Origin of the sequence: Streptomyces sp. CA-251387, assembly GCF_050936625.1 — a bacterium.
In the GTDB taxonomy this organism is placed as follows: domain Bacteria; phylum Actinomycetota; class Actinomycetes; order Streptomycetales; family Streptomycetaceae; genus Streptomyces.
The window spans coordinates 6,861,974-6,874,082 of sequence record NZ_JBNJMJ010000001.1 but is presented as its reverse complement, the minus strand read 5'-3'; the positions used below and the strand labels follow the sequence as shown (position 1 = coordinate 6,874,082).

The following is a 12,109-nucleotide window of genomic DNA, read 5'->3' as shown; positions in this document are numbered from 1 at the left end:
CGCGAATCGGGATCTTGGGGGCCGTTGGTTACCGACGGGTGCTACCCGATCGTATGTACCCGATTACGGGCGACCCCACCACCCTGCGTGCAGCCGTTCAGCCGATGTTGACGGAGTACGCCTGGGTGCCGAGGTGGCTGGTTCCGTTGAAAGACCTCGGTGACGGACGCGATGCCGGGGACGTACGGCACACTTCTTGCTCGGCTCTCCAGAAAAGCTGTTCCCCAGAAAAGCTGTCGAAGCGCTTCGACAACCTATGGACACCTACGCGCGCCAGAGCTAGTGTCGAACCACCCTCACAACCGCCCCTGTACACAATGCGCACTGTCGAAGCGCTTCACACGCTTGGAGAGCTGGATGGTCACCCTCGCCGAGGTCGCCCAGCACGCCGGAGTCTCGGCGAGCACGGTGAGCTATGTCCTCAGCGGCAAGCGGTCCATCTCCGCGACCACCCGGCAGCGGGTCGAGCAGAGCATCCGCGAGCTCGGCTACCACCCGAACGCGGGTGCCCGTGCCCTGGCCAGCAGCAGGTCGAACATCATCGCGCTGATGATCCCGCTGCGCACCGACATGTATGTGCCGGTGATGATGGAGATCGCCATCGCGGTGGCGACCACGGCTCGTACACACGGGTACGACGTGCTCCTGCTGACCGGCGAGGAGGGCCCCGACGCCGTGCGCCGCGTCACCGGCAGCGGGCTCGCCGACGCGATGATCCTGATGGACGTCCAGCTGGACGACGAGCGGCTGCCGCTGGTGCGCGGCACCGACCAGCCGTCCGTGCTGATCGGACTGCCCGCCGACACCACGGGGCTGACCTGCGTCGACCTCGACTTCAAGGCGACGGGCGCGCTGTGCGTGGAGCATCTGGCCATGCTGGGGCACCGAGACATCGCGGTCATAGGCGAGGCCCCGGCCGTCTACGAACGGCACACTGGTTTCGCCGAGCGCACGCTCGACGGACTCCGGGCGCGCTCCCAGGAGTTGGGGATGAGGCTGCTGCACCGGCCCTGCGAGGGCGGGTACGACGCGATGGCCGTCACCCTCGCCCGGATCCTCGACGAGCGGCCGAGCACCACGGGGTTCGTCGTCCAGAACGAGTCGGCGGTCGAGCCGCTGCTCGCCCTGCTGCGCCAGCAGGGCCGTGCCGTGCCCGAGGACGTGTCGGTGGTCGGCATCTGCCCCGACCAGGTCGCCACCCAGGCGTCGGTGCGGCTGACCTCCGTCTCCATCCCCGCGCAGGAGATGGGCCGGCACGCCGTGGAGCAGCTGGTCGCCAAGCTCGACGGGCGCGGGAGCGACGACGTCGTGCTGCTCGCCCCCGAGTTGACGGTCCGGGCGAGCACGGGCCCGGCGCCGGCCGCCACGCACTGACCTCCGCACCGCCGTGCCCTCGCCGGGCACCTCCATGTCTGCATCCGCCGCCCGCTTCAGGAGCACCCACGTGAATCAGCCTGCCGAGCACCAGCCCCAGCCTGGGACGGTCAGCCTGGCGCAGTCCTCCCCGACCGTCGGCACGTTCCGCGAGCGGGACGGCGCGCTGGAGTGGAGCGGCCGCCAGGAGACCGTACGCGTCGAGCCATGGGGGCCGGACGCGGTCCGGGTGCGTGCCCGGCTCGGTGGACCGGTCCTGGACGGACTCCAAGGTGCCCTTCTCGACGAGCCGCCGGCCACGGAGAGCTCGGTCAAGGTCGGTGACGGAGAGGCCCAGTTGACCGTGGGCGCACTGACCGTCCACGTCGACGCCGAGGGCCTGATCCGCTTTCTGCGCACCGACGACCTCACGGAGATCCTGGCCGAGGAGCGCGCCCACTTCTGGTGGCCGGGCCCGCGCCTGTACACGGCCGTGGGCAACGGTCACCACCGCCTCGAGCAGCGCTTCGCCGCCTACGACGACGAGAAGCTGTACGGCCTCGGCCAGCACCAGCACGGCCGCTTCGACCAGAAGGGCCTGGTCCTCGACCTGGTCCAGCGCAACGCCGAGGTCGGCATCCCGGTCCTCGCCTCCAGCCGGGGCTACACCCTGCTGTGGAACAACCCGGCGATCGGCCGCGTGGAGCTCGCCCACAACGGCACCCGGTGGGTCGCCGACTCGGCCCGCCAGATCGACTACTGGATCACCGCGGGCACCCCGGCCGACGGCCAGCGCCGCTACAGCGCGGTGACGGGCCGCACGCCGATGCTGCCGGAGTGGGCGGCGGGCTTCTGGCAGTGCAAGCTGCGCTACCGCACCCAGGACGAACTCCTCGCCGTGGCACGGGAGTACAAGCGCCGGGGCCTGCCCATCTCGGCGATCGTCTGCGACTTCTTCCACTGGACGCACCTCGGCGAGTGGAAGTTCGACCCGAAGGAGTGGCCGGACCCGGCGGCGATGGTGCGCGAGCTGGAGGAGCTCGGCATCAAGCTGGTGGTCAGCGTCTGGCCGTCGGTCTCCCCGCTCTCCGAGAACCACCCGGTCATGGAGCAGCGCGGCTACTTCATCGGCACCCAGTACGGCCCGCTGGCGCACGCCGACTGGCCGGACAAGGAGGTGGCCTCCACGGTCCAGGTGGCCTTCTACGACGCGACCAACCCCGAGGCCCGTGAGTTCGTGTGGTCGAAGGTCAAGGAGAACTACCTCGACCCCTACGGCATCACGGCCTTCTGGCTGGACGCCTGCGAGCCGGAGCTGAAGCCGGGCTTCCAGGAGAACCTGCGCTACTGGTCGGGCCCCGGCCTGGAGGTCGGCAACAGCTACCCCGCCGAGAACTCCCGGACCTTCCACGAGGGCCTGGTCGCCGCCGGTGAGACCGAGGTCGTCACCCTCAACCGCTCGGCCTGGGCCGGCAGCCAGCGCTACGGCGCCGCCCTGTGGTCCGGCGACATCGGCACCGACTTCCCGACCCTGCGCCGCCAGATCGCGGCCGGCCTCAACACCGCGCTGTCCGGCATCCCGTGGTGGAACACCGACATCGGCGGCTTCCACGGCGGCGACCCGGACGACCCGGCGTACCGCGAGGTGATGGTCCGCTGGTTCCAGTTCGGCGCCCTGTCCCCGCTGATGCGCCTGCACGGCTTCCGCGACCCGGGCATGCCGCTCGGCCCCGCCATGACCGGCGGTCCGAACGAGGTGTGGTCGTACGGCGAGGAGGCCGGCGCGATCCTGGAGAAGTACCTGCGGCTGCGCGAGCGCCTGAAGCCGTATGTCCTCGACGTCATGCGTGAGGCCCATGAAGAGGGTCTGCCGGTGATGCGGCCGCTGTTCCTGGAGTTCCCCGAGGACAAGCGCGCCTGGCAGGTCTCCGACGCCTACACGTTCGGGCCGGATCTGCTGGTCGCACCGGTGCTGGAGCCGGGCTTCACCACCTGGACGACGTATCTCCCGGCGGGTGCCCGGTGGACCGACGCGTGGACCGGCGAGACGTACGAGGGCGGCGAGGCCGTCACCGTCGACGCCCCGCTGGACCGCATCCCGCTGTTCCTGCGGGACGGGGCACGGCTGCCTGTAGCGGAGTAGCCGTGTCGGAGGGGGTGGCCGGTGGGGAGGTCTTCCGGTCACCTCCTCCGCATGTTCGGCCAACTTCCGTACTCCCTCGGCCAGTTCGACGGGATAGGTTCCCTGCGTGTCCTCGTCTCCGCTCGCCCTCACCCTCGCCGACCTGCTGCTGCGCCCCGGCTTCGGCTCCCGGCGCGATCCCGACCGGGTCTTCGAAAGGATTGCCGCAGACGCCGGGCAGGCGCCCGGTGACGAGCAGTTCGTCGACGACTTCCGGTCGCTGCTGGGCTGGTGGGCGAAGGCGGAGAACCTGACCCCGGTCGGCTGGCAGTCCGCGCAGGCCTTCGTCCGCCGGCACCTCGCCAACCGGGCCCGCGTGCGGCGGCTGATCGCCGAGCACCCGGAGATCGAGCGGGAGCCGATCGAGAGGCCGGTGTTCGTGGTGGGCCTGCCGCGCACCGCGACGACCGTAACCCATGCCGTGCTGTCGCTGTCGGACGAGCACCGAAGCCCCCTGTTGTGGGAACTGCTGGCGCCCGACCTGGAGTTGCCGCCCCGGCAGCGACGGAAGGCGATCACGACCGGGCGCCGGATGGTCCAGGGCACGGACCTTTTCGCGCCGCGCTTCCGGGACATCCACGCGATGGTGGCCGAGGGCCCGGAGGAGTGCACATTCGCGCTCCCGCACGCCCTGATGCCGTTCTCCCAGGCCCGTATCCCCGAGTACCGGGACTGGCACCGCGAACGGGACTTCGTCCCCGACTACCGGTATCTCAAGCAGGTCTACCAGGTCCTGCAGTACGGCCGTCCGTGCCGCCGCTGGGTGCTGAAGTCCCCCATGCACCTGGAGAACCTGGACGCCCTGCGCACGGTGTTTCCCGACGCCACGATCGTGTGGTGCCACCGCGACCCGGTCACCGCCGTGGCGTCCTTCTGCAGTCTGATCGAGCACGGCATGGCCGTCAGCTCCCGTCCTCTCGATCTGACCGGCATCGGCGCCACCTGGCTCGATCTGCTGAGCCGGGCCATGACGCGCGGCCTGGCGGCCCGTGCCGCCATCCCTGCGGAGCAGTTGGTGGATGCCCCGTACTCCTGGCTCGGCTCCGATCCGGTCGCCGGCGCCCCCAAGCTGTACTCGGCCGTCGGCGCCCGCTGGACCGACGCGGAGGCAGCCCGGCTGCCCGGAGCCGTCGCCCGCCCGAAGGGCAGCCGCCCGCACCGGTACGACCTGGCCCGCTACGGTCTGCCCCGCGCCCAGGTCGAGTCGGCCTTCGCGGACTACAACGCGCTGCGGGCCGAGGTCGACCGCGCCTGAGCACGGACGCGGACCGACCCCGGCCCTGAGGGCAGGTCAGCTGCTGCTGACGGTCAGGTTGTTGGTGACGAAGTCGAGTCCGCCGGACGACGAGGTGATCTCGTAGCCGAACTGGACGTCACCGATGGTCTCGTTGCTGGACATCCAGCCCTTGGTGCCCGAAATCCACTGGAGGATCGGCTTGATGTTCACGGTGCCGGAGCTGGAGTCGGAGGTCCGCAGGAACGAGAAGACCTCGTTCGCCCCGTTGGTGCCCTTGTAGACGGTCCAGGTGTGGCCGCCGAGCGTGACGTTGCCCTGCGAGGTGCCGAGCGGGCCGACGGCTCCGTTGTAGTTGACCCAGAGCATGATCTCGTAGTCGTGGTCGGTGTCCCAGATGTCGTACGACGTGTTGTACGCGCCGGACGACGGGACGCTGACGTTGTAGCTGCTGGTGAGCGAGCCGAGGGAGGCGATCGTCTTGTTGATCGCTTTCGTCGAGTTGGGGTAGGACTTGATGCCGCCGGTGTTGGGGTGGTTGGCCCAGACACCCCAGCTGGTGCCAGAGTTGGCCCAGATGCACTGGCTGCCGGCGCCGGAGCCCCAGATGTTGTTGTAGAGCGTGTAGCCGTTCAGGCTGGTGTTGCCCCACTGGTCGCAGGAGTTCCAGACGGCGGCCGAGGCGGGGGCGGTGGCGAGTCCGACGGTGGCGCCCAGGGCGAGCGCGGGGGCCAGCATCGCCTTGGCGATGCGGCTCAGTGTGCTTACTGCCATGGTGTCCCTTTCCATGGGTGGGGGGAAATGAGTGGGGAGTTACCACGCCCCTAGGCGAAGGACGTGGTCTTCTCCGGCGACGAGGTCGAGCGGTTCGGCGCCGGAAGAAGTCCGGAGTTCGACCCGGTGGGTACGCGTGGGGCGGATCACCGCGGTCGTTGAGTGGGGGGTCCAGGTGAGGTCGACCTCGGCTCCGCACCGGGTGCGGATGCCGCGGAGCTCCCCCTGGGGGTACGCCGCGGGCAGGGCGGGGAGGAGCACCAGCCGGTCCGGGGTCGACTGCACGAGCATCTCGATCAGTACGGCGGGCAGGCTGTGGGCGGCGTCGGCGTTGTAGACGTGGCGGTTCGGGTAGTGGGCGCTCATCAGGGAGGCGTGGAAGAAGTCGCCGCCCAGGACCTGGTCGAGGGCGTGGGCGACCCGGTCGCCGTCCCTGAGGCGGGCCGCGATCAGGGCGTGGTGGAGGTGGCCGTGCGCGGAGTCGTTCTCGGCGCCCCGGAGTTCGAGGGCGCGGTGGGCGGCCGCCGCGAGGTCGGGGGTGTCGTACGGGGTGATCTCGTCGAGCGGCCAGACGCCGTACAGGTGGCTGAGATGACGGTGGTCGTAGCTGTCCGCGAGGCCCGGCCAGGCCCATTCGGCGAGGGCGCCGTCCTCGTTGATCCGGTGCGGGGGGAGGCGGTCGGCGAGGGCGCGCCAGCGGTCGGCGTCCGGGGTGTCCGGGTGGTAGCGGGCGGCCGTGAGCAGGGCGTGCCGGGCCGCGGAGAGGTCCATGGCGGCGTTGATCGTGTCCCAGCTCGCGTTGGCCGGGCGGTTCTCGGGTGAGTAGGAGGGGACGACGACCACGTGCCCGTTCTCGTCGGTCCGGGTGAGGAAGTCCTCGTAGAACCGGGCCACTTCGGCGAGGGCGGCCGCGGTGCGCGGGTCGCGGTCGCCGCGTGTCTCGTCGTGGTCGACGAGGGGTTTGAGGAGCCAGTCGGCGCCGGCGGTCCACAGGTGGAGGGGGTACTCGCGGCTGAAGTGGTAGATGTGCCCGGACTCGCCGTCGGTGTGGGCGGGGGCCACGACGCCACGGGTGCCGAAGATCGCGCGGGCGTTGTCGCGCCAGTGGGCCACCTGACCGTGGATGAGGGTGGCGTGGGCCTCCGTGACTTCCGGGAGGGCGGCTGAGGCGGCCGATGCGGTCTGGAGGTTGAGGTTGGCGTCGGTGGTGAACGCGCCCGACCACGCCGTGTTCCAATCGCCGGTCCACAGGCCGGTCAGACGGGGCGGGAGCATGCCGGAGGCGGAGAGGAGGTGGTAGCGGCCCGCTGCGAAGAGGCGTTCCAGGAGGGCCGGGCTCTTGGGGCGGCTGAGCAACTCGGATCCGGGCAGGGCGCGTTCGGCGGGGTCGGCGGACAGGTCGAGGGTCACGCGTGCGTAGGCGGCGCGGTGGAGCGGCGTGTGGCGGTCGAGGAGGTGGGCGTACGCGCCGGAGTCGGTGAGCAGGTCGCGCAGGGCGTCGGCGTGGGCGGTCGTGTCCAGTTCGCCGGTGTGCCGAACGACCCGGGTCAGGAGGAGGACGGATGCGGCTCCGGTGACGCGTGCGCCCGGCGGGACGAGCGCGGTTCGGCCGCCCGTCGGCACGATCAGGGTCATTCCGGTGTAGGCACGGTCGCTGTCGGGGTAGCGGACGCGGAGGGTGAGGAGAGCCCCGTCGCAGGCGCGGACGATGCTCTGGCCGACGACCAGTGCGGCGGGGGCGCCGGGGAGCCGGTGGTCGAGGGTGACGACGAGGTCGGCCGCCTCGACGTACTGGACGACGACGTCGTCCGCGCGTGAGACGAAGACCTTGCTGCTCCAGTCCGCGCAGTGCGCGTGCGTGACGCCGGTGGTGAAGTCGACGGACCGGCGGTAGCCGGAGGTGCCGGCGGCCGAGCGGCTCAGTCGTATCTGGAAGGCGGGGTGGAAGGGCTGCACCCACTGCAGCTCCCGTCCGTCGGTGAAGCGCTCGGCCGCCGTGACGTCTCCGGCGAGCAACTTCTCCTGGAGGGAGGGGAGTTCGGCGGCGAGGGCGGGGGGACGGGCGTGTTCGCCGCCGTTGGGGCGGACCAGGGTGTGATGGTTGACGATGACCCGGTCGGCGTTCGGATCGCCGAACACCATGACGCCGTACCGGCCGTTCCCGCTCAGGAAGGCGTCCTCCCAGCGGGTGGCGGGGGCGGACTCCCAGGTGCCGTGCACCGGCCCGGTCATGACGCCTGCTCCAGCACGGCCACCCCGTACCGCCCCAGCTCCACCTCGCCGGTGACGTCCGCGCCGGTCAGCAGGTCGCGGTGGCGGCCCGGCACCGGCACCGCGACGCCGTCGCGCCCGTGGTTGAGCAGGAACAGCAGCCCGCCCCGTCGTACGGCCTCCACTCCGGCCGGGAGCCCGGCGAGGAGCGGCCGTACGCCGGCTTCGGCGGCGATGTCGGCGAGCAGCGTGCGCAGGGCGTGCGGCTCGGGGAGGGTCGAGACGTACCAGGCGCGGCCCTTGCGCAGGACGGCCGGGAGTCCGTCCAGCTCGCCGCCCTTGTAGGGGATTACGGCGTCGATGTCGTCCGCCGCCTCGATCTCCTCGGACCACAGGGTGCCGTGGAAGCCCTCGACGTCGGCCTTCTCGCCCGCGTCGAGCGGCCACCACTCGTGCAGGACGCGGATGCCGAACAGCTCGCGCAGCCGTACGTCCATGCCGCCGGGACGCACGCGGTCGTCCTCGTCGGCGACGCCGGTCTGGAAGCCGGCGACGAGGGTGCCGCCTGCGTTGACGTACGCGATGAGGTTATCGATCGCCGCGTCCGTCATCAGGTACAGCTGCGGGACGACGACCAGCCTGTAGGCGGACAGGTCGTGCTCGGGGTGGGCGAAGTCGGCGGTGGTGTTCGCCTCCCACAGGGCCCGGTGCCAGGCGCGGACGATCTGCGGGTGGTCGGCCTCGGAAGAGAGCCGCCCGTCCTGCTGGCTCGCCCACCAGGCGTTCCAGTCGAGGAGTACGGCGACCTCGGCGCGTTCGACCCGACTGCCCGTCACCTTCTCGCTCAGCAGGGCGAGTTCGGCACCGATCCGCTTGACCTCCTGGAAGATACGGCCGTGCTCCCCCGCGTGGCTGACCATCCCGGAGTGGAACTTCTCCGAGCCCTGCCGGGACTGCCGCCACTGGAAGTAGCAGACGGCGTCGGCGCCGCGGGCCACGGCCTGGAGGGACCACAGGCGGTTGAGGCCGGCCGGTTTGGGGTGGTTGACCCCGCGCCAGTTGACCGGTCCGGCGGCCTGCTCCATGACCATCCAGGGACCGCCGCGGGCCTGCGAGCGGGTCATGTCATGGACCAGGGCGCCGAACTGCCCGCCGAACGGATCCCTCGGATCCGGATAGACGTCGATCGAGACGACGTCCTCCTGCCCGGCCCACCTCCAGGCGTCCAAGCCCCGCCACACCGCCATGAAGTTGGTGGTCACGGGGATGTGCGGACTGTGCCGGGCGACGATGTCACGTTCGGCGAGGTAGCACTCCAGCAGCGCGTCGGACGTGAACCGCTTGAAGTCCAGCACCTGCGTGGGGTTCTTCATGTAGTGCGCCCGGCGCGGCGGCAGGACCTCGTGCCAGTCGCCGTAGCCCTGGCTCCAGAAGGCGGTACCCCAGGCCTCGTTGAGGGCGTCGAGCGTGCCGTACTTCTCCTGGAGCCGGCGGCGGAAGGCGGCCTCGGCCTCGTCGCCCCAGTCGTAGGTGCAGTACTCGTTGTTGATGTGCCACATCCGCAGGGCCGGGTGGCTGCCGTAGCGGGCGGCGAGGTCCTCGGTGATGGCGGCGGCGTAACGCCGGTAGGTGGCGCTGGAGTGGGAGAAGTGCTGGCGGGAGCCCCACCACTCGGTGCGCCCGTCCTCGTCGCGCGGGAGGGTCTCGGGGTGCAGGCGCCCCATCCACGGGGGCGGCGAGGAGGTGGGGGTGGCGAGGACGACGCCGATGCCGTTGTCGTGCATCAGGTCCATCAGCCGGTCCAGCCAGCCGAAGTTCCGCTCCCCCGGCCGGGGTTCGAGCTTCGCCCAGGAGAAGACGCCGAGGGTCACCGAGTTGACGCCGGCCTCCTTCATCAGGCGGACGTCCTCGTGCCAGGTCTCCTCGGGCCACTGCTCCGGGTTGTAGTCGCCGCCGAAGAGGAGGCGGCCACGGGTGGCGTCGGCGAGGGTCGGTCGTTGCGGCTCGGGCATCACACCGGGTCCCCGTACTGGACGCCGCGTCCGTTGGTGGCGAGGTAGACACGGCCGTGGATCCGCGGGTCACCCGTGATCACCTCGCCGATCCAGCCCCATTGGTGCCGGTCGTCGTTGATCCGCACCCAGGTCTTCGCCCCGTCGTCGGAGCGGTACACGGCGGTGATCGTCTCGGTCGAGCCGACCATGTAGATCGCCGGATAGTCGGCGCCGTCGGCGGCCTTGCCGAAGCCGACGGTGTGCGAGGCCCGGCAGCCGGTGACCTTCGAGAAGCTCGCCCCGCCATCGGTGGACCTGTAGAGGCCGTTCCCCTTCACGCTCAGCCACAGGTCACCCGAGCGTCCGGGTGCCGCGACCAGCTCGAACTGGCTGTCCCCGGAGGGCAGTCCGGTCGCACGGGCGGTGAAGGTCCGGCCACTGTCAGTGCTGGCGTATAGCGTTCCTGTGTCGGTGTCGTACGTGTAGAAGAGCGTCGGGTCGGCCGGGTCGGCGACCGGCGTGGCGCCCTTCGGGAAGGAGGAGACCTCGGACCAGGTGGCGCCGTTGTCCGCGGAGCGGTAGGCGGGGTACTTCGTGCCGTCCCAGTGCACGAACACCCACAGCAGCACGCTGCCGTCGGCGTTGGTGGCGATCGGCCCCGGTGCGTCCTTGGCGATGGAGGGCTGGGCCTTGAAGGGCGCCCAGGTCTGCCCGCCGTCGTTCGAGTAGGCGCCGTTGCCGTTGTCGCCCCAGCCGGTACGGACGACGTACGCCGGCTCGGCGGCAGCCTGAGCGAGCCCCGTCGCCGACCCGAACACGGGGTTCGACGCCATGCCGCGCGAGGGCGATGCCGTGAGCGACTCGTGGTACATCACGCCGATGTCCCCGTTGCCGCTGATCAGATGCGCCTCCCCGACCGGGGGCGAGATCAGCTGGCGCACGGCCGTCTCCTCCAGGCCGCGGATCTGCGGGGCCCAGTTCCTCAGGTCCCGCGTGCCGTAGAGGGTGGCGCCGGTGCCGTAGACGATGTGCCGCGAGTCGTACGGGTCGAGGGCGAGGGCCTGGATCCACCAGCCGAACTTGGGCTTGTCCTGGCCCCACTTGAGGTACGGGGTCTCGGAGACGTCGAGGACGGCCGTGTCCTTCAGGGACGTCCAGGTGCGGCCGCCGTCGGTGGTCCGGTACAGGGTGTCGATGTCCGCCCACCGGTTGTTGGTGGAGACGACGACCGTGCCGGGGCGCCGGGCGTCGACGGCGACACCGCCGTACCCGAAGGTGTCGGCGGACCCGTCGGCCGTCGTCCCGCCCGGCTTCACGGGTGTGACCTCGGTCCACTTGCCGTTGAGGGTGCACAGCTTGTGCACGCTGCCGTCGGACTGGCCGTTGGGGCCGGGCGCGTTGGCGTAGGTCACGTACAGGTGGCTGGTGCCCCGGTCGAAGGCGGCCCGGATCGGGACCTTGGCGGCGGTGCCGGAGGGCTGGCCGGGCACGGCCTCCCAGGTGGTGCCGTCAGTGGTCCGGTAGAGGTTCCTGGTCCCGGCCGTGCCGTCACCGTCGCCCCAGCCGACGTAGAGGGTGCGCCCGGCGGCGACGAGCAGGGTGACGCCCTGACCGGTGGCGCTCGGGGAACCCGGGAATCCGGTCGCGGCCGCCCAAGTGGCTCCACGGTCGGCCGACTTGAGCAGCCCGTCGTGCCGGGTGCCCAGCCACAGGGTGTTGCTGTCCCGCGGATCGACGAGCAGCCGCTCACCCGTACCCCGCCCGTCCTCGTTGGCGCCGAGCTTCACGGTGAGATCGGTGCGGGTCCAGGTGGCGCCGCGGTCGTCGGACCGCAGGACGGCGCCGTTGGTGGCCCAGGGCTGGGCGTAGGTGCCGAGGGCGAGGTAGAGGCGGTTGGGGTGGGCCGGGTCGACGGCCATGGCCTCGACGCCGAGGAGGTTCCAGTCGTCCCAGCCGAGGTGATCGGTCAGCGGGACCCAGCTCGCGGTGCGGTCGTCCCAGCGGTAGGCGCCGCCGATATCGGTACGGGCGTAGGCGAGGCCGCGGACGGAGGGGTGGAAGAGGACGCCGGTGACGAAGCCGGTGCCGCCCATGACGGCGGTGCGCCAGCGGTAGGCGGGAGCGGTGGTGGCCTCGGCCTCGACGGCGTGGGCCCGTCCCGGGAAGGACGGGACGGAGGTGAGCGCGGCGGCGGCCGCGGTCCCGGCGAGAACGGCACGTCTGGACAAGCGGGACGGACGCATGGACATACCTCGTTCGAAAAGATGGGGGGACTGGAGAGACCTCAAGGGGCGCGGGGAACTGCGGGACCAGCCACGAACAACCCGCAGTCGCCGAACAACCGAAGCACCTTGTTCAGTG

The 12,109-nt window shown here is 71.0% G+C and carries 7 protein-coding genes; 3 read left to right on the top strand and 4 right to left on the bottom strand.

The genetic code is table 11. The features are described 5' to 3' along the window. Positions 1–357: 357 nt before the first annotated feature. The 3 genes from ACQEV2_RS30880 to ACQEV2_RS30870 all read left to right on the top strand — a co-directional run bounded on the left by ACQEV2_RS30880 (position 358) and on the right by ACQEV2_RS30870 (position 4,790). Complete coding sequence (locus ACQEV2_RS30880) at positions 358–1,374, top strand: LacI family DNA-binding transcriptional regulator (protein WP_433048632.1); 1,017 nt, start codon at positions 358–360, stop codon at positions 1,372–1,374. A 70-nt stretch (positions 1,375–1,444) separates the two neighbouring features. Further along, entirely contained in the window at positions 1,445–3,496 is a 2,052-nt protein-coding gene (locus ACQEV2_RS30875) for a glycoside hydrolase family 31 protein (RefSeq protein ID WP_433048629.1), read from the top strand. A gap of 106 nt (positions 3,497–3,602) precedes the next feature. After that, positions 3,603–4,790, top strand: a complete 1,188-nt coding sequence (locus ACQEV2_RS30870; protein ID WP_433048626.1) for a sulfotransferase family protein — start codon at positions 3,603–3,605, stop codon at positions 4,788–4,790. 36 nt (positions 4,791–4,826) lie between these two features. Here ACQEV2_RS30870 and ACQEV2_RS30865 read toward each other — a convergent pair whose 3' ends face one another. From ACQEV2_RS30865 to ACQEV2_RS30850, 4 genes are read right to left on the bottom strand one after another with little or no spacing between them, the layout of a single operon-like run. Continuing rightward, the gene (locus tag ACQEV2_RS30865) at positions 4,827–5,543 is read right to left on the bottom strand and encodes a glycoside hydrolase family 12 protein (protein ID WP_433048623.1); all 717 of its coding nucleotides are present in this window, start codon (positions 5,541–5,543) and stop codon (positions 4,827–4,829) included. A 39-nt stretch (positions 5,544–5,582) separates the two neighbouring features. Beyond that, positions 5,583–7,775, bottom strand: a complete 2,193-nt coding sequence (locus ACQEV2_RS30860) for a glycosyl hydrolase family 95 catalytic domain-containing protein (RefSeq protein ID WP_433048620.1) — start codon at positions 7,773–7,775, stop codon at positions 5,583–5,585. After that, entirely contained in the window at positions 7,772–9,766 is a 1,995-nt protein-coding gene (locus ACQEV2_RS30855; protein ID WP_433048617.1) for a beta-galactosidase, read from the bottom strand. Before ACQEV2_RS30855 ends, ACQEV2_RS30860 begins: the two co-directional genes overlap by 4 nt. After that, the gene (locus ACQEV2_RS30850; protein ID WP_433048614.1) at positions 9,766–11,991 is read right to left on the bottom strand and encodes a 1,4-beta-glucanase; all 2,226 of its coding nucleotides are present in this window, start codon (positions 11,989–11,991) and stop codon (positions 9,766–9,768) included. Before ACQEV2_RS30850 ends, ACQEV2_RS30855 begins: the two co-directional genes overlap by 1 nt. Between the last annotated feature and the right edge of the window lie 118 nt (positions 11,992–12,109).

Coding starts and splice junctions, on each gene's coding strand:
- ACQEV2_RS30865 (WP_433048623.1), bottom strand. CDS start 5,543: ATGGCAGTAAGCACACTGAGCCGCATCGCCAAGGCGATGCTGGCCCCC.
- ACQEV2_RS30850 (WP_433048614.1), bottom strand. CDS start 11,991: ATGCGTCCGTCCCGCTTGTCCAGACGTGCCGTTCTCGCCGGGACCGCG.
- ACQEV2_RS30860 (WP_433048620.1), bottom strand. CDS start 7,775: ATGACCGGGCCGGTGCACGGCACCTGGGAGTCCGCCCCCGCCACCCGC.
- ACQEV2_RS30880 (WP_433048632.1), top strand. CDS start 358: ATGGTCACCCTCGCCGAGGTCGCCCAGCACGCCGGAGTCTCGGCGAGC.
- ACQEV2_RS30855 (WP_433048617.1), bottom strand. CDS start 9,766: ATGCCCGAGCCGCAACGACCGACCCTCGCCGACGCCACCCGTGGCCGC.